Annotated in this window: 11 protein-coding genes; 9 read left to right on the top strand and 2 right to left on the bottom strand. The window is 60.3% G+C overall.

Annotated features, from left to right (window positions below):
* Positions 1–11: 11 nt before the first annotated feature.
* Both cysN and cysD read right to left on the bottom strand, forming a co-directional pair.
* Positions 12–1922, bottom strand: a complete 1911-nt coding sequence (cysN, locus tag JNB89_RS16020) for a sulfate adenylyltransferase subunit CysN (RefSeq protein WP_220362888.1) — start codon at positions 1920–1922, stop codon at positions 12–14.
* Positions 1922–2851, bottom strand: coding sequence for a sulfate adenylyltransferase subunit CysD (cysD, locus tag JNB89_RS16015; protein WP_346656212.1), 930 nt, complete (start codon positions 2849–2851; stop codon positions 1922–1924). Before cysD ends, cysN begins: the two co-directional genes overlap by 1 nt.
* A gap of 1008 nt (positions 2852–3859) precedes the next feature.
* Here cysD and JNB89_RS16010 point away from each other — a divergent pair.
* The 9 genes from JNB89_RS16010 to JNB89_RS15970 all read left to right on the top strand — a co-directional run bounded on the left by JNB89_RS16010 (position 3860) and on the right by JNB89_RS15970 (position 17466).
* Positions 3860–4678, top strand: a complete 819-nt coding sequence (locus tag JNB89_RS16010; protein ID WP_220362887.1) for an ABC transporter permease — start codon at positions 3860–3862, stop codon at positions 4676–4678.
* Positions 4668–6044 (top strand): ABC transporter ATP-binding protein, encoded by a 1377-nt coding sequence (locus JNB89_RS16005; protein WP_220362886.1) that lies wholly within the window; start codon positions 4668–4670, stop codon positions 6042–6044. The genes JNB89_RS16010 and JNB89_RS16005 overlap by 11 nt, the downstream gene beginning before the upstream one ends.
* A gap of 5 nt (positions 6045–6049) precedes the next feature.
* A complete protein-coding gene (locus tag JNB89_RS16000; RefSeq protein WP_220362885.1) occupies positions 6050–6724 on the top strand; it encodes a hypothetical protein in 675 nt (224 codons plus the stop codon).
* Positions 6725–6761: 37 nt separating this feature from the next.
* Entirely contained in the window at positions 6762–11942 is a 5181-nt protein-coding gene (locus JNB89_RS15995; protein ID WP_220362884.1) for a glycoside hydrolase family 99-like domain-containing protein, read from the top strand.
* 12 nt (positions 11943–11954) lie between these two features.
* Complete coding sequence (locus tag JNB89_RS15990) at positions 11955–12962, top strand: NAD-dependent epimerase/dehydratase family protein (RefSeq protein WP_220362883.1); 1008 nt, start codon at positions 11955–11957, stop codon at positions 12960–12962.
* Positions 12963–12984: 22 nt separating this feature from the next.
* A complete protein-coding gene (locus tag JNB89_RS15985; RefSeq protein ID WP_220362882.1) occupies positions 12985–14418 on the top strand; it encodes an FAD/NAD(P)-binding protein in 1434 nt (477 codons plus the stop codon).
* Between the two features lie 218 nt (positions 14419–14636).
* Entirely contained in the window at positions 14637–15482 is an 846-nt protein-coding gene (locus tag JNB89_RS15980) for a glycosyltransferase family 2 protein (RefSeq protein WP_220362881.1), read from the top strand.
* A complete protein-coding gene (locus JNB89_RS15975) occupies positions 15479–16450 on the top strand; it encodes a UDP-glucose 4-epimerase family protein (RefSeq protein ID WP_220362880.1) in 972 nt (323 codons plus the stop codon). Before JNB89_RS15980 ends, JNB89_RS15975 begins: the two co-directional genes overlap by 4 nt.
* Positions 16444–17466, top strand: coding sequence for an MraY family glycosyltransferase (locus JNB89_RS15970; protein ID WP_220362879.1), 1023 nt, complete (start codon positions 16444–16446; stop codon positions 17464–17466). The genes JNB89_RS15975 and JNB89_RS15970 overlap by 7 nt, the downstream gene beginning before the upstream one ends.
* Positions 17467–17475 lie beyond the last annotated feature (9 nt).

The following is a 17475-nucleotide window of genomic DNA, read 5'->3' as shown; positions in this document are numbered from 1 at the left end:
GGCACTGCCTGTCAGGAATTGAACGACCGCGCGAGCATCTCGGCACACTCGTCTATTGACGTATCCGCCGTGTCAATGACGAAATCGGCATGCTGCGGCGGCTCATACGGACTATCGACGCCAGTCATGTTGGGCAGCAGACCGCTTCGCGCTTTTCTGTAAAGTCCCTTTGGATCACGCTGTTCACAGGTTTCCAAAGAAGCGTTGACATAGACTTCGACAAAGCGATCTTCACCGATCAGTTGACGCGCCATTTCACGCTCCTGGCGAAATGGCGAGATGAATGCGGTCAGTACGATAAGCCCCGCGTCCATCATCAACTTCGCGACTTCTGCTATGCGCCGGATGTTTTCCACCCGGTCAGAGGCCGCGAAGCCAAGATCCTTGTTGAGACCCTGACGGACGTTGTCACCGTCGAGAATATAGGTGCGCTTTCCCGCAGCATGGAGCTTGACCTCGAGCGCGTTCGCGATCGTGGACTTGCCGGCGCCCGAAAGACCAGTGAACCAGATCACCTTGCCGGCGTGGCCGTTCTGACGCTCCCGATCTTCGCGGGTAATGGTCAGCGGTTGGCGGTGAACGTTTTGCGATCTGCGCAGGCTATGGTGAATGATGCCGGCCGCCACCGTGTTCTTGGTGAAGCTATCGACCAGCAGAAAGCCACCTAATGTGCTGGACTGCTCGTAAGGCGCGAACGCCAATGGTTTGCTTGTGGCGATGGTGCATACCGCGATGTCGTTCATGCCGATATCGCGCGCTGATTCGTGGGCGAACGTGTTGACGTTGATCCGGTGTTTGATTGCGGTGATAGATGCACCAACCCACTGGCTGGCCAGTTTCAGTTCATAGTTGCGCCCGGTGAGGCCGGCTTGCTCATGCATCCAGACGAGCGTGACCTTAAACTGGTCGGACACTTCTAGCGGCTCCGATGCCAACGTCAGTACATCGCCTCGCGAGACGTCTATGTCTCGGTCGACAACAACGGTAATCGCGTCGCCAGCCCGCGCTTCGTCACGACTACCGTCGAAGGTCACGATGTCGCTCACGCGCGCAACCTGGCCCGAGGACGTGACGCGCAGCTCATGCCCGCGACGCAGTACGCCGGAGGCCACGGTGCCGCAGATGCCGCGGAAATCCGCGGTCGAGCGATTGATCCATTGCACCGGCAGCGCAAAGTCCGCCTGCGGTGGCGGTGCAGCATTGACTGTCTCGAGATAGCCCAGCAATGTGGGCCCGGTGTACCAGACAGTGTGCGAAGAGCGCTGCGTGACATTGTCGCCATGTAGCGCGGCGATCGGTATGGTCACGATATCGCTGAAATTCAGGGGCTGCGCGAGGCGGGAGAAATTGTCCGCAATCTCGCTGAACGTCGCGCGGTCGAAGCCGACGAGGTCCATCTTGTTGACGGCCAGCACCACGTGGCGAATGCCGAAAAGCGCTGCCAGGAACGCGTGCCGGCGCGTTTGTGTCTGAATACCGCGCCGTGCGTCCACCAGCAGTATGGCGACCTCCGCTGTCGATGCGGCTGTCGCCATATTGCGGGTGTATTGCTCGTGGCCCGGCGTGTCGGCCACGATGAATTTACGCCGCCGGGTCGCGAAGAAGCGGTATGCCACGTCGATGGTAATGCCTTGCTCGCGCTCCGCGCTGAGCCCGTCGACGAGCAACGCAAAATCAATCGCATTGCGTTGCGTGCCATACACTTTGGAGTCCGCGACGAGATCCGCCAACTGGTCGTCGAACAATTGGCGCGCGTCCCAAAGAAGACGGCCGATCAACGTGCTCTTGCCATCGTCGACGCTGCCGCAGGTGATGAAGCGCAACTGGTCCAACTGCGATTGCTCGGCCAGCCACGTCTGAAGGTCGCCGGGCTGTTCGACGGCTCGTTGCGGTAATGCGTTCGTCTTGAGGTTTCGCGCCATCAGAAATACCCCACTTGTTTCTTCTTTTCCATGCTGCCCGGGGTGTCAGTGTCGATCTTGCGCCCCTGACGCTCGGACGTGTTCGCATTGACCAGTTCGAGCAGAATATCGTCGATAGTCTCGGCCTCGGACTCTATTGCGCCGGTCAACGGATAACAGCCCAGCGTGCGGAAGCGAATCTTGCGAATTTCGATCTCTTCACCGGGCATGAGCTGGCAGCGGTCGTCGTTGATCATCATTATCATGTCGGGACGAACGACGACCGGTCGCGGCCGTGCAAAGTAAAGCGGCACGATGGGAATATTTTCTTGCCGGATGTATTGCCAGATGTCGAGTTCGGTCCAGTTGGAAAGGGGGAACACCCGAATGCTCTCGCCTGCATTTTTGCGGGCGTTATAGAGATTCCAGAGTTCCGGGCGCTGGTTCTTCGGGTCCCAACGATGGCTGGCGGTTCTGAACGAGAACACGCGCTCCTTGGCGCGCGACTTCTCTTCGTCGCGGCGCGCGCCGCCGATGACGACGTCGAACTTGTAGTGGTCGAGCGCCTGCTTCAGACCTTCGGTTTTTGTGATTTCCGTGTGGCGGGCGGCGCCGTGGTCGAACGGATTGATGTTTCTGGCAATGGCGTCCGGATTGATGTGCGTGATCAGGCGCATGCCCGAACGATGCGCCATGTAATCACGAAACAGATACATTTCCTGAAACTTCCAGCGCGTGTCTATGTGCAGTAACGGGAACGGCGGCTCGCTCGGATAGAACGCCTTGCGGGCAAGATGCAGCATGACCCCGCTGTCTTTGCCGACCGAATACATCATGACCGGGTTCTGCGCCTCGGCAATGGCCTCGCGCAAAATGTGGATGCTCTCGTTCTCGAGCCGCTTCAGGTGAGGTGAAACGCCGCCACCGTTTGCGGCGACGCCGTCCGTCACACGCAGTATTGGCGAGTAGGCCTGCGGTACGAATTCGATCGACGGCATCGACGGCATGTCACGGAGCACGCCGACCAGTTGCCCGGAGGCAAGCACGCTCAAATCACGGCCCAGGTGCTGCTGCAATTGCTCCAGAGCCCACTGTACCGTGCGAACGTCAGGAGCCGCCGGTAGCGGCACCCAGTAGCGACCGCCTCTTGCGTCGTTCGCATGGAGGCAAGGGCGTCCGCCGGGAAGGGAGGCCAACTGCGAGAAGAGTAGGAGGCGGCGCTTGCTGCGCGCCCGGTCGATCACCCAGTTGGTCACCAGCGCGATTGCCGGGCGACCGAGTTCATCCACGAGTCCTTGCGCGCCAAGCTCATCAGGAAGAATGCCGAGGCTGTGCAGCCGGCGTTCAGCAGTCCGCTTGCTTTCCGCCCCGAGTCGCCCGCTCAGGTGTTGGAAGGCGAGTTCCGTTGTCCATACTCGCGCGTCATCGAGCCCAAGAAGATCAACATTTGTCATGTCGCAATATGCCGAGTGAGTGAATCTAGGAAATGGATGCTGGTTCAACCATGGCATTTTACAGGGTTGTGTCCATGAGAACGCAAATTGCGTCAACTGTGCGAGCCGGAGGTTGCGGATGTTCACGGGCAATGAACGCCAGAGGTCGCGATGTCTGACCATTGCTCTCCAATCCTTTCTGATGCTGATATGATCTCTCCTGCGCGTCAGCTGTTTTTGTGCCTTGGCCGGGGCGAAGATCTCGCACTTCGCGCTGACCCGGCGGGCCAGGCGACACGTTCAGGCGCGTGGGCGCGGCCGTTTGTCTTCAGCGTTGGATCCACGCGGTCCAGGCTGTCTGGTGTTCCGCAGTTGTAGAAAGACGACTTTCTTACCGCTGCCCAAAGCGGCTCAGTAATCCATTCCCTCACCTGACTCGTGTCTGTGCGCTCGCCGCGCGTCGCGGCGAATGACAAAACATTCTCACCCTTACGATTTCTCTCAAAACGCATAAGGCGTTCTCGAATGCAAACGTTTCCAGTTCATCCGCGTGAACTTGCGCTAAGTCTGTGGCGTAACCGCCGTCTGATCAGTTTGTCCGTGCGGCGCGAGGTGCTCGGACGGTATCGCGGTTCGTTTCTCGGCATCTTCTGGTCGTTCTTCAACCCGTTGCTGATGCTCGCGGTGTATACGTTGGTTTTCAGCGGTCTCCTGAAGGCAAGATGGCATGCAGGGAGTGACTCGAAGACCGAATTCGCACTCGTTCTTTTTGCGGGTCTGATGCTCTTTAATCTATTTGCGGAATGCATAAACCGCGCACCGAGCCTGATCCTGGGCAACCCTAACTATGTGAAGAAGGTTGTCTTCCCACTCGAAATACTTCCGTGGGTCAGCCTCGGCTCGGCTCTGTTTCACGGCGGCGTGAGCCTGCTTGTCTGGCTCATCGCCTATTGCATCTTCTTCGGCGTTCCGCATACGACGGTCCTCCTGTTGCCGCTGGTGCTGATTCCCTTCCTTCTTTTCACGATGGGGCTCAGTTGGGCGCTTGCGTCGCTCGGGGTGTTCTTGCGTGACGTGGCTCAAGTCATCGGCATCCTGACTACAGTCTTGATGTTTCTTTCGCCCATCTTCTATCCTGCTACCACGTTGCCTGAAAAATATCGCCCGCTGATCTATATCAACCCGTTGACACCGGTGATCGAGTCGGCGCGCGACGTACTGTATTGGGGCAAGCTTCCAAGCTTTGAAATGTTAGGAGTCTATTCGTTGATCAGCGCATTTATCGCCTGGCTGGGTTTCGCCTGGTTCCAGAAGACACGCACGGGATTTGCCGATGTCCTCTGAAATCGCGATCAAGGTTGAGAACCTCAGCAAGCGCTATCAAATCTACGACCAGCCGCGGGATCGGCTCAAGCAGTTCATTCTGCCGCGCATGCGCAGAATGGTTGGCGCTCCATCGGCCCAGTACTTTCGGGAATTCTGGGCTCTTCGCGACGTTTCGTTCGAGGTAAAACGCGGCGAAACAGTCGGCATCATCGGGCGCAATGGCAGCGGCAAGTCGACACTGCTGCAGATGATTTGCGGCACGCTGAATCCTACCTACGGCTCGTTGCAGACCAAGGGGCGCATAGCGGCATTGCTCGAGCTGGGGTCGGGCTTCAACCCCGAATTCACCGGCCGTGAGAATGTCTTCCTTAATGCGGCGGTGCTGGGTCTGAGTCAGCAGGAAGTCGAAGCATGCTTTGACGATATCGTTGCGTTTGCAGATATCGGGCACTTCCTCGATCAGCCTGTCAAAACCTATTCAAGCGGCATGGTGGTCCGGCTTGCGTTCGCCGTTCAGGCCATGATCAATCCGGACATTTTCGTCGTTGACGAAGCGCTTGCCGTCGGCGATGAGAAATTCCAGCGCAAGTGCTTTGCACGCCTCGAGGAACTCAAGAGTCGCGGCACCTCCATTCTGTTTGTTTCGCATTCGGCGGCAAGCATCATTGAATTGTGCGAACGGTCTCTTGTTCTCGACAAAGGCAGCCGCCTCATGTACGGCGCCGCGCCCCAAGCGGTGCGTGCCTACCAGAAGCTGCTTTATGCGCCGCAAGCGGAATATGAAGCACTGGTTCGGGAAATTCGCGCCGCCGACGTCGACGCAAATCCGACCGGTGACTCCGACAACCAGCAGGCAGACGCCACATTGACGGATGCGGTGGAGGTCAAGGATGCCGGGGCCGCGTTCGATCCTGGCCTCGTGCCCGACACAACCACCGTTTACCCGTCGCAGGGTGCGGAGATCCGCTCGATCGCATTCCGTGACGAAAGCGGGCGTGTGGTCAATGTGCTGCAGGCGGGCGAGACGTATCACCTCGAGATGGAAGGCGTCTTCAGCAAGAGCTTTGCGGGCGTCTTTTTCGGAATCCATCTGCGCAATATCCAGGGTGCAGTCGTGACAGGTCAACGTTATCCGGAAGAGGGGCGCTACGTCACGAATGTACGGGCCGGAACGGAGTTCAAACTGAGGTTTGCTTTCAGTATGAGTCTGATTCAGGGCGCGTATTTTGCTGGAGGAGGCATCTGGTCTGCGGAAGAGCCCACCTGCGCGCACCGCATTCTGGATGCGGTCATGTTCCGCATTGCGCCGACCGAAAAGCAAAAGTCGTTCGGCTATGTCGACCTCGCCGCCAGCGAGCCGACACTCGATCTGGCGGCGGTGTAGTCGGTATGGCGCGCCATCTTATCGGGTTGGGAGATTCGCATCTCGAAGCACTGCAGTTCGCGGCGAGTCTCGGTCTCCTGAATGTCGAGAGCAGTGATTTTTCGATCGTGCCAGGGGCAACCGTGGTTGGCTTGAGAAACCCAAACTCGTTGACCAACGCCGTCAATCTGTTCAAGGAGTCGCTCTCCGCGTGCACGCGAGATGCGAGCGTGGTCATCCACCTGGGCGAGGTCGATTGCGGATTCGTAATGTGGTGGCGTGCGATGAAGGTCGGCGAAAGCGTCGAGGCGCAATTCGATCAGTCGCTACAGGCGTATCGTCAATTCGTCAACGACGTGCTGCAAATGGGCTTCTCGAGAATCTGCGTAACCGGTGCGAGCCTGCCGACCATTCGCGACGGCGTGGATATGAGCGAGGTCGCCAACAAACGCAGCGAAATTTCCGTCAGCCTGCGCGATCGCACCGATTTGACGCTGCGATACAACCGCTGCCTCGCGGATATGGCGGCCGAACTGAAGCTCGGCTATTTCGACGTGGGCAATGCGACGTTGGATCGTTCGTCGTTGCTGGTTCATGATTTCTTCAGGAACCCTGACCCCACGGATCACCATTTGGACAAAACAAAAGTCGCCGGAATCTGGGCGGAAAGATGTAACGCATTCGTAGGCGGATCGATGTGATTCGCCCGTGATTATCGAGCGATTGGAAGGGTAGGAAATGAGTGACGTTGTTGATGAAAGGCTGGCCGCGCAGGAAAAACTGTTCGAATTCCTCCGCTGGAACAGCTACCGTTCCGAACGACACAAGCTGTTGTATATCGCCACGCCCAAAGTGGCGTGTACCTCGTTGAAGTGGTGGTTTGCAGCGCTAGAAGGCTATGCGCAGGCTTTGTACAACATTAACGACAGTTCGGAGTCCGATCCCGAACTGGTCGTTCACGAGTCTCACAAGGTTGCGCCGCACGTGACCGGTCTGGTCAAGGCCGATCTCTACGACGCGTTGACCTCGGACGAGTATTTCCGGTTCGCCGTCGTGCGCAATCCCTATAAGCGCATTTTTTCCGCGTGGCAATCGAAACTGGTATTGCAGGAGCCGCTGCAGGTCGGGCGCTATACGAAGTTCGAGTTCTTCAATCTTCCCATCACCTCGCGACAGGACATTGCCCCCGCGTTCGAATCGTTTCTCGAGCATCTGGCAGCCAACGAGTCGCCGTCGTTCTGGGACCATCACTGGACGCCGCAAGCTTCGTTGCTGAAACCGGAGATCATCCAGTATTCGCAGATCGCCCGAATTGAAGACACCGCGGCCTTGAGCAATGCGCTGAAGACCTGGCTAGGCGGCTACCTTCCCAATCCATTCGACTCGCACCGCGCAAACGAAAGCCTGATTCCTTTCCAGCCGGATCTCATCACCCCGCGCAGCGCCGAATTGCTGCGCACAATGTATGCAGAAGACTTCGACGTCTTCGGCTATGACCGCGAGCTGCCCGCGGCCAAAGAGCGTTTTTCCGAGGACGAGGCAAACGTTGCCCTCAAGGCCGTGCACCTGCTTCGCGCTCGTCATGCGCAACTGCGTGAGCGCTCCGAACGCTTGACCACGCTGACCCAGGCAATCGGCGAAAGTGGAAACCGGATTTCGAGTCTGGAGCAGAGTGCGGCTCAACGCGACGCCTTGCTGCACGAGCGCGAGGCGCAGATCGCGGTTCGCGACGAGGCTATCGAAGAGCGCGAGAAGGTAATTGCCAACCTGAATAGCGCTGTCGCCGCACGCGATGCGCAGATTTCCAGGCTGAACCGTCGGGGAATCGAGCGTAACGCACAGATCGCGAGCCTCGCGCGGACAGCTGCTGCGCGCGACGTGCAAGTGAAATCGTTGGAGCAGGCCGTCGCGGAGCGCGATGCGCTAATTGCCGAGCGCGATGCACAAGTTGCCGCGCGTGATGCACTGATTGCCGAACACAATCGCCAGATGGAAGCCCTGCAGCGCGAAGCAGCGGAGAAGGGCGCGCAGCTCGACTCAGAACGTCAAAGGATTGCCGAGATTTTTGGGTCGCGCACGTGGCATCTGGCCACTCGCATCCGCAAGGGCGCCTCGGCGTATCGACTTGTATTCGGCCCTGCCGGATCACGCGGAGCATCGGCATTCGCTCGTGCGCGACGTGCATTGGAGACGCAACTGGCGCTGCGGGCCATTCGCGGCACGCCTATGTTCGATGGCTCGTTCTACCTCGCCAACAACCCGGATGTGCGGGAAGCGGGTATCGACCCGCTCAGGCACTATCTGGTGCATGGCTGGCGCGAGAAGCGAGATCCTTCACCCACCTTCAGCACCGCGCGGTATCTGTCCGAAAACCCGGACGTCGAGCAGGCGCAGCTTAATCCGCTGGTGCATTATCTGCGGTTTGGGCGGCGCGAGGGCCGCGTGCTGCCGGTGAGCGAAGCCGTGACATCGCCCGATGCAATCGGCACGTCGGCAACCGGCGTCCCGGTGCCGGCTGCCGGTTCGTCGGGTCTACTGCGTGCAGACGCGCAGGCTACGCAGCAGGGCGGGCAACCCGCGGTCCAAAGCGCGCTCGATGCAGAGGTGAGCGCGATCAGGCAGTCGGGACTTTTCGACGAGAGCTATTATCTTTCGGTGAATCCGGATCTCGATCTCCGCCCCGAAGATGCGATTCGCCACTATTGCGAACGCGGCTGGCGTGAAGGACGCAATCCGTCGGACGACTTCGACACTCAGTATTACCTTGCGACTTATAGCGATATCCGCGCAGGTGGAATCAACCCCTTCTGGCACTACGTCATTGCCGGAAAGAACGAGGCGAGACATGCCGCGCCTGCCGTTAGCAACCGTCATGAAGACGACGTCTGGTTTGGATCGTTTGAATCGGATGTCAAGCTGATTGCCTTCTACCGATCGCCGGACTGGGCCGCGGTACGTGCGGGCCGTCCCATGTTCAGGGGGCACCTGCAACCTTTCCTGCCGAGCGCTCAGCCGGGATTCTACGACCCGCTCGACAAGGACGTTCTACGCTGGCAGGCAGAGACGGCGCGTCGCCATGGCGTCTATGCGTTCTGTTTCGATCTGTTCGCCGACGACGGCGAGCCGTTGGGTCCCCAGCCGGTAGACGGCTTCCTTGCGGCCGAGGCGGCGGACATTCGTTTTTGCGTGCGGCTGCAAGTGCAAGCGCCGGAACAGTCGCGTGCAATAGCGGGAAAACTCGCGCGTTGTTTTGCGGATCGTCGCTACGTCCACGTCGACGACAATCCGGTCGTTCTCGTTTCGGTGACCGCGGACGCCGCGAAGACCGCTGCATTCATTTCAGCCTTGAACCAGCGTCTTGCCGAGCAGGGTACGGGCGCACCAAGCTTCATTGGCTGCTGGTCTACCGGGCAGGCGGACACGGCAGGTATGGAACCAGGCGAGGTTTTTGAAGCTTCGTTGGACCTGCGCGTGAGCTCAGAAATCGGCAACTTTGTGCCTGTATCCACGAGCGGCATGCATCTGGTCCCATACAGCGTGGTCGTGGCTAACGGTATCTCGCGGTTGTCGCGGGGAGCTCCGGCGGGCCACGTTTACTACCCTGTCGTCTCGCTCGCCCGCGATAATTCCACGGGTCGCGGCGAGAATCCGATTGTCTACACCCGCTTCGACCCCAAAGCCTACCGGCGGTGGCTGGATGCCGCAATTGCCAGTGCGAGAGCGTCTTCCCATGAGGGAGGACGCATGGTTTTCCTCAATGCGTGGAACGACTGGAACGAGGGCATGGCCCTGGAGCCGGATCACCGTACGGGCTTTAACCGGCTCAATGAGACATCGCGGGCACTGACCGGGCGCGAGTCGGGCAAAAAGATGCCCAAGGTCTCTGTCATCGTGCCGAATTACCGGCATGAGCAGTTCCTAAGGCGGCGTCTGGACAGCGTCTACGGGCAGACCTACAAGAACATCGAGGTGCTGTTGCTCGATGATTGCTCGCCGGACGAGAGTCGAGTCGTGATGGACGAATACGCCTCGGCGTATCCGGAAATCACCCGCACGCTTTACAACGACAGAAACTCCGGCGGCGTTTTCCGTCAATGGGCCAAAGGCATTCAGGCTGCGACCGGCGATCTGGTCTGGATTGCGGAGAGCGACGACTTCTGTGATGAGACTTTTCTGGAGACGCTCGTCTCGAGCTTCGACGACGAGTCGGTCATGCTGGCCTACGGCTTCTCGCTATTCGTGGATCGCGATGAAAAGCCGATCGACGGCGGCTTTCACTGGTACGTAAGCGATCTCGACAACGCGCAAAGGTGGAGCACCAGTTACGTTGAAACAGCGCATAACGAGGTCAGGACGGCGCTCGGTATCAAGAACACCATCCCGAACGCGAGTAGCGTTGTCTTCAGGCGGCCGGTCGACCTGCCGCTTCTCGAAGACGAGTCGTGGCTTTCCATGCGGGTGGCTGGCGACTGGGTGTTCTATCTACATCTGCTGAGAGGCGGCAAGATCGCCTACTGCGCCGATGCGACCAACTTCTTCCGACGCTACCCCGGCAGCACGGCTGACACGACCTATAAGCAGGAAGTGTTTTACCGCGAGGTCGGCATGGCGAGCCGCACTGTCGCGCAACTGTACGATGTGCCGCTGGAAGTGCTCGAGCGTTGTCGCAAGGGGTACGAAACGTTCTATTCGCAAATGGTGGGTCGCGATACCGAAGAGTTTCTGCGCTGGTACGACTACTTTTCGGTGTTGCAGGCACGCCAGCAGCGCTTACCTAACGTGATGGTCACCACCATGGGCTTTAGTCCTGGCGGAGCCGAGATTCTTCCCATCCGCATCGCGAACGAGCTCAAACGGCAAGGCCATTCCGTCGTGCTGCTGAATACGGGACTCATGGCGCAGGACGATCGCATCCGCGAAATGGTTCGCAACGACGTTCCCGTCGCAGTGGAATCCGATGTCGCGGCAACGCGAGAACTGATCCGCGCGTTCGGCATAGAGGCGTTGAACACGCATCAATGGCACTTGCAGAAGTACCCGACCGAGGTGCCCGACGTGTTCGACAGCCTGCGCGTGCACGTTGCGTCGTTGCACGGAATGATCGAACACGGCGATGCTTTCGGCGCGACTGAAGAGCAACTTCGGCTGGCGGACGAGAAAGTCACGACCTGGGTCTACACGGCGAACAAGAACCTGGTGCCGTTCGTCAACTGCGGGCTCTATGACGAGACTTCTACCCGCTTTGCCAAGATTCCCAATGGAATGATGCCGGCGACCGTCGTCCCGGTAAGCCGTTCGAGCATGGGCATACCTGAAGATGCGTTCGTACTGTGCTGCGTGAGCCGGGCCATTCCTGACAAGGGATGGGCTGAAACCATCGAGGCCGTGGAGCGCGCCCGCACGCTGTCCAACCGTGACATTCGCCTGGTTCTCGTGGGCAACGGTCCGGTCTACGACGAGTATTGCCAGAGCGGGCCTTTGGAGTTCGTTCACTTCGCGGGCTTCTCCGAGGACTCCGTCGGCTATTACGCCGCGGCGGACATGGGCATCATGCTGACGAAGTTCAAGTCCGAGAGCTTCCCGTTGACGATCGTCGATTGCCTCTTTGCGGGCAGACCGTACATTGCGACGGACGTCGGCGATATCCGCAACATGCTCACGGAAGGCAAGGACGTTGCGGGCGCGGTCATCGAACTGGAAGACTGGGTCGTGCCCGTGGACGCGGTTTCGCAAATCATTGCGGCCTTCGCTTCCGATGAGCAGAAATATCGCAGCGCCTGCGCGCTCGTGGCCGGTGTTGCCAACCGCTACAAGATCGACATGGTCACGTCGAAATACGTCGAGCTTTTCAACACGTCGCACGGCCGGCAGCGGCTCGGGTCGGAGGAGCGCCGGCGCGATCCCCTACAACTCAACTGACGGTGGACGAACATGAACAACCATGCCAGTCGTGAGGTCGGAAACAGGAGCAGACGATGTCTCGTACTAGGGGGACGAGGCTTTATCGGGTCACACTTGACTCGGGCGTTGCTCGAGCAGGGCTTTCAGGTTCGTTGTTTCGACCGCCCGCAATCGGCCGTGCGGGGCGGACACGAGATCGAGCATCCGGATTTCGAACTGTTCGAAGGGGATTTCGTGAATCCTCTCGACATGCAGCGCGCGCTCGAAGGCGTCGACATTTGCTTTCACCTCGTGTCGACCACACTGCCGAAATCGTCGAATGCCGACCCGGTGTTCGATGTGGAGACCAACCTGCTTGGTACCGTTCGGCTCCTGACCCAGGCGGTCGAGGCAGGGGTCGCGAAAGTTATCTTCGTGTCGTCGGGCGGCACTGTCTACGGTGTGCCCCAGGCGGTGCCGGTTCCCGAGACTCACCCAACCGAGCCGGTGTGCTCATACGGCATCGCCAAGCTCGCGATAGAAAAGTATCTGGCCTTGTTCCATCAGCAGCACGGCCTGGACTACGCCGTGTTGCGATTGGCCAACCCGTTTGGTGAAGGCCAACGCGCTGACGCAGGCCAAGGCGCGGTCGCTGTCTTCCTCGGCCGGATTCTCAGGGGAGAAACGCTGGAAGTGTGGGGAGACGGTTCGGTGATTCGCGACTACATCTACATTGACGATGTGGTGCGTGCGTTGATTCTTTCGATCGATGTGAGCGGCGACGAACGTCTGTTCAATATCGGGTCGGGCCGCGGACGCAGTGTCAACGAGGTATTGGATGTACTCGAACGCACGGTCGGCCAGCGGGCTATTCGCCGCTATCGGCCAGGCCGGACATTCGACGTGCCGGCGAGCGTGCTCTGCATCGAAAGTGCGCGCCGCTCGCTCGGCTGGGCACCGCAGGTCGAATTCGACGAAGGCGTCGAGCGCTTCGCCGCCTGGATGAAGCGCGAACTGGCGGAGCAGTCGCTGCTTGCAGTGGGAGGATACTCTGACTAGTCGCGCGAGCGGTGAGGCCACAGTGAACGCCGCGTGGGCTTCGACCGATTTCGCGGCCGGCGCGCCGACGACCATCGCGATCATCGGCGGTGGATTCAGCGGCGCGCTGACGGCAGTGGGCATCTTGCGCGGCGCACGCCCGGGCAATTCACGCGTATTACTGGTGGATAACGGATCAGGTTTTGGCCGGGGACTCGCTTACCGCCATGCTGAGCCGGAGCTCGTGCTGAACGTTCCGGCCGGCAACATGAGCGCGTTACGTGACCAGCCGGACCACTTCGTCAAATTCCTGCAGCGCGTCGATCCACGCTTTAACGAAGGATCATTCGTCCCGCGCACGTTGTACGGCGAGTACGTCGAGCAGACGCTGGCCGAAGCAGAGCGCGCATGTCCCGATACGCTGACACGCCATGACGGAGAGGCGATCGCGTTGCAACTCGAGCACGAGCCAACGCGTTATCGAATCGATTTCGCAGACGGACGCGTCGTGTATGCACAGCGTGTCGTGCTAGCCACGGGCCATTTTGCGCCGGATTTGCCGTCCTGCTTTCCTCGCAACGTTGCACACCGGGTCCTGCGTGCCTGGGATCACGATGCAGCGGACGCGTTGGACCCCGCCGCGCCCGTCGCAGTGATGGGCATGGGTCACACGGGCATCGACACTCTATTGCGTCTCGTCAGGCTATGCCCCGAGCGCAAGGTGTTCATGTTCTCCCGCCGGGGCCTGGTGCCTCACACGCACCGTCCGAAACCTGTCATGCCAGCCAGGGTCGGGTATCCCGAAGGGTTCGCGTCGTTAGCGCCCACCATCAGGGCTTACGAAAAGTCGCTGCGCGCTTCGATTGCTCAGCGTGTCGCTGGCGGAGAGGATTGGCGCGACGTGTTGAACGAGTTGCGCCCGCATACGTCTTCGTTGTGGCGCAGCCTGCCCTACGAGGAACGCGCGCGCTTTCTCCGCAGACTTTTACCGTACTGGGACATCCATCGGCATAGACTGGCGCCGGCGGTAGGCGACCGTTTCAGGCATCTGCTGGAGACGGGCCGCGTCGAGCGCATAGCCGGCGCGGTGGTGGACGCGCATGAGCGGGACGGTATGCTTCATGTCGACCTGCGCACTCGCGCCGGCGCAACGACGCGCACGCTCGAGGTCAGCGCCGTAATCAACTGCACGGGGCCGAACTACGATCTGACGAAGGTTTCGTTGCCCCTGATAAAGCAACTGCTGCACGCCGGCCACATTCGGCGGGATCGACTCGGGCTGGGGCTCGATGTCGATGATGAGTACCGCGTGATCGGGGCAAATGGTCAGCCGGCCCATGATCTTTTCTACGTGGGCCCCATGCTGCGGGCCAGATATTGGGAGGCGGTCGCCGTGCCGGAACTGCGCCAGCATGCCGCTGCCCTGGCTGAAAAACTCGTGCACGACCTGGCTTGCGTGGCGCGGGAAGCAACCTGAGCGGGAACGGGCGGCGCAGTCGTGGCTGCGCCGCGCCTGATCGACGGCGTTATACGCTATTCGGCTCTTTGGCAAGTGGCGAGAAATGAGACAATTTGCACCCTGCCGATAACGAACGACAGGCCGACTTGTCGGGACAGGTAAACTTAAGCAAACTTCGTCGGGCCAAACACGGGGTTCCGACCTGGCCGCCGCCATAAGACAAGCCGTTACTACTCATGAAAGCTACACAAGCGCCGCGCTCCGGACGGGAGGGATTGTCCGTGTCGGTGGTGGTCTATCGCCCGGATCTGCAACTACTGATGTCGACGCTTGCTGGCCTTGCGGCGGCAGGCCAGAGGTTACGTGCCGGCCGCCCCGGCTTGCCGATCACCTTGTACCTCGTGGACAACGGCGGCTTGCCCGACGTGCAGGCGGCCGCCGCGGAACTCGAGCAGCATGGGGTTGCCACGACGATCATCGCGGGGCACGGCAACGTGGGCTACGGTCGCGGTCATAACCTTGCGATCGAACGCACGGACAGCCGCTATCACCTGATTCTGAACCCCGACATCGACCTGGCTCCAGACGCGTTGTGCAAGGCGCTGGATTTCTTCGACGCGCATACGGAAGCGGGGCTCATGACGCCATGGATCGGCGATGAGCACGGTCATCAACTGTTCCTGTGCAGGCGATACCCCGCGCTGCTCGATCTGTTCGCGCGGGGCTTTCTGCCTGCGAGCCTGCGGCAGTGGTTCTCGCGACGCCTCGCGCGCTACGAGATGCGAGACCGGATCAACGCGCGTGACGTCGTATGGGATCCTCCAATCGTGAGCGGCTGTTTCATGATGTTCCGCACCGACGTCCTGAAGCAACTGGCGGGTTTCGACGCCCGCTACTTCCTGTATTTCGAAGACTACGACCTGAGCCTGCGCGCCCACGAACTTACGCGGGTCGTCTACACCCCCTCGGTTCGCGTCGTGCACCATGGCGGCGGCGCGGCGCGCAAGGGGTATGCGCATATCCGCATGTTCGTTGCATCGGCCTATAAGTTCTATAACCGCTTCGGCTGGAAGTGGCTATGAGTCACATACTGATTACGGGCGCCAACGGCTTTGTGGGCCGCACACTGAGCCGGGTATTACTCGACGCAGGGCATACCGTCAGCGGCGTCGTGCGGCGTGCGGGGCAGCTCGATCCGCGCGTGAATGAGTGGCTCGAGCCCAGCACGGACTTCGCAGCCTTCGAAGCGCAATGGCCGGCGGGCCTGGCTGCCGATTGCGTGGTGCATCTGGCCGCCCGCGTTCATGTCATGCAGGAAGATTCGACAGATCCTGACGCGGCCTTTCGTTCAACCAATGTCGAGGGCACGCTTCGCGTTGCGCGAGCTGCATGGAAGCATGGCGTGCGGCGCTTCGTCTTTGTGAGCAGCATCAAGGCAGTCGCTGAAGCCGACAGGGGCCGCCCTCTGAGCGAAGACAATGCGCCGGCCCCCGAGGATCCCTACGGCAGATCGAAGCTTGCTGCCGAACAGGCGTTGCTCCGCTATGCCCAGGAGACAGGAATGGACGTGGTGATCGTGCGCCCGCCACTGGTGTATGGGCCCGAGGTCCGCGCGAACTTCTTGCAGCTGATGCACGGCCTCTGGAGGCGCATGCCGCTGCCTCTGGGCGCGGTACGCGGACGACGCAGCCTCGTCTATGTCGAAAACCTCGCAGACGCCCTGATGCATTGCTCGACTGACCCGCGGGCGGCGGGACAATGCTTGCACGTCGCGGACACGGACGCACCCACAGTCGCCGAGCTGTGCCGGGCGCTTGGTCGCCATTTGCACAGGCCGGCGAGGCTCGTGACCGTACCGGAGAGCGTGCTGCGCCTTGCAGGGCGGCTAACCGGCCGCTCGGCGCAAATAGATCGCCTCGTCGGCGCGCTGCAGGTCGATACAACAAGAATCCGGACGGTGTTGGGCTGGACCCCGCCTTATTCCACCGACGAAGGGCTGGCCGCCACCGCCCGTTGGTATCGAGCTATGAAGGAAGACAGCCAGTGCTGAGTTACTTTGCCACGGTCCCGGCTTGGGCGACTGTCGTGCTGATTGCGCTCGCATCCGCTTGCGCATGCGCGGCCATTCTTTGGATGCTGTTACGCACCGGACTTGCCTGGCGTCTTGCGACTGATGTGCCGAACGACCGGTCGCTTCATAACGCGCCTACGCCAAGAGTGGGCGGGTGGGGCGTGGTGCCCGTCGCTGTCGCCGCGATCTTGCTGTTGGCGCCAGGCTTGTGGTTTCTCGCACTGGGCACTGCCTTCCTTGCGGCCGTCTCGCAGATCGACGACCGCCGGGGCCTGCCGGCGCGGGTAAGATTTGCCGCCCATGTGGTCGCGGTGGTCGGCCTCGTCGCCGTCTTTCCGGCGAGCGCGCCCTGGTGGGCGCTGGTAGTCCTTGCTTTCCTGATGTTATGGCTGGTCAATCTTTACAATTTCATGGACGGCGCGGACGGTCTCGCGGGCGGAATGGCCCTGCTGGGCTTCGCTGGCTACGCCGTGGCCGCTGTCGTCAGTAGCCGTCCGTCGCCCGAGCTTGCCGTGTCGACCATAGCGGTGTCCGGTGCCGCTTTGGGCTTTCTGCTGTTCAACTTCCACCCGGCGCGCATTTTTCTCGGCGACGCCGGCTCGATTTCCCTGGGCTTTCTGGCGGGGGCGTTCGGCTATTGGGGCTGGCGTGGCGGCGTCTGGCCCGTCTGGTTTCCGGCCATGGTGTTTGCGCCTTTCATTGCCGATGCCTCCGTTACGCTCGCGCGACGCCTGTTGCGCGGAGAAAGATTTTGGCAGCCGCACCGCGAGCACTACTATCAGCGTATGGTGCGTTGTGGGATTGGCCACACAAAGACGGCGCTGGTTTGGTATGTCGTCATGGCTACTGGCATAATGCTTGCTCTGTTCGCTCTTGGCCGTGGTGCCGTCTTTCAGGGGTGCCTCGTCGCCGCCTGGATAGCCGTTCTATTTTTGGCGGGTGTGGTCGTCGATATGCGCTGGCGTCATTTCCAATCAATCCTGTCAGACAAGTAAGGGATGCCG

Source organism: Paraburkholderia phenoliruptrix (assembly GCF_019511605.1).
Classification (GTDB): Bacteria; Pseudomonadota; Gammaproteobacteria; order Burkholderiales; family Burkholderiaceae; genus Paraburkholderia; species Paraburkholderia phenoliruptrix_A.
The sequence above is the reverse complement of the archived record's forward strand: the minus strand, read 5'-3'. Positions and strand labels throughout refer to the sequence as shown.

Coding starts and splice junctions, on each gene's coding strand:
- JNB89_RS16005 (WP_220362886.1), top strand. CDS start 4,668: ATGTCCTCTGAAATCGCGATCAAGGTTGAGAACCTCAGCAAGCGCTAT.
- JNB89_RS15980 (WP_220362881.1), top strand. CDS start 14,637: ATGAAAGCTACACAAGCGCCGCGCTCCGGACGGGAGGGATTGTCCGTG.
- JNB89_RS15975 (WP_220362880.1), top strand. CDS start 15,479: ATGAGTCACATACTGATTACGGGCGCCAACGGCTTTGTGGGCCGCACA.
- JNB89_RS16000 (WP_220362885.1), top strand. CDS start 6,050: ATGGCGCGCCATCTTATCGGGTTGGGAGATTCGCATCTCGAAGCACTG.
- JNB89_RS16010 (WP_220362887.1), top strand. CDS start 3,860: ATGCAAACGTTTCCAGTTCATCCGCGTGAACTTGCGCTAAGTCTGTGG.
- cysN (WP_220362888.1), bottom strand. CDS start 1,922: ATGGCGCGAAACCTCAAGACGAACGCATTACCGCAACGAGCCGTCGAA.
- JNB89_RS15990 (WP_220362883.1), top strand. CDS start 11,955: ATGAACAACCATGCCAGTCGTGAGGTCGGAAACAGGAGCAGACGATGT.
- JNB89_RS15995 (WP_220362884.1), top strand. CDS start 6,762: ATGAGTGACGTTGTTGATGAAAGGCTGGCCGCGCAGGAAAAACTGTTC.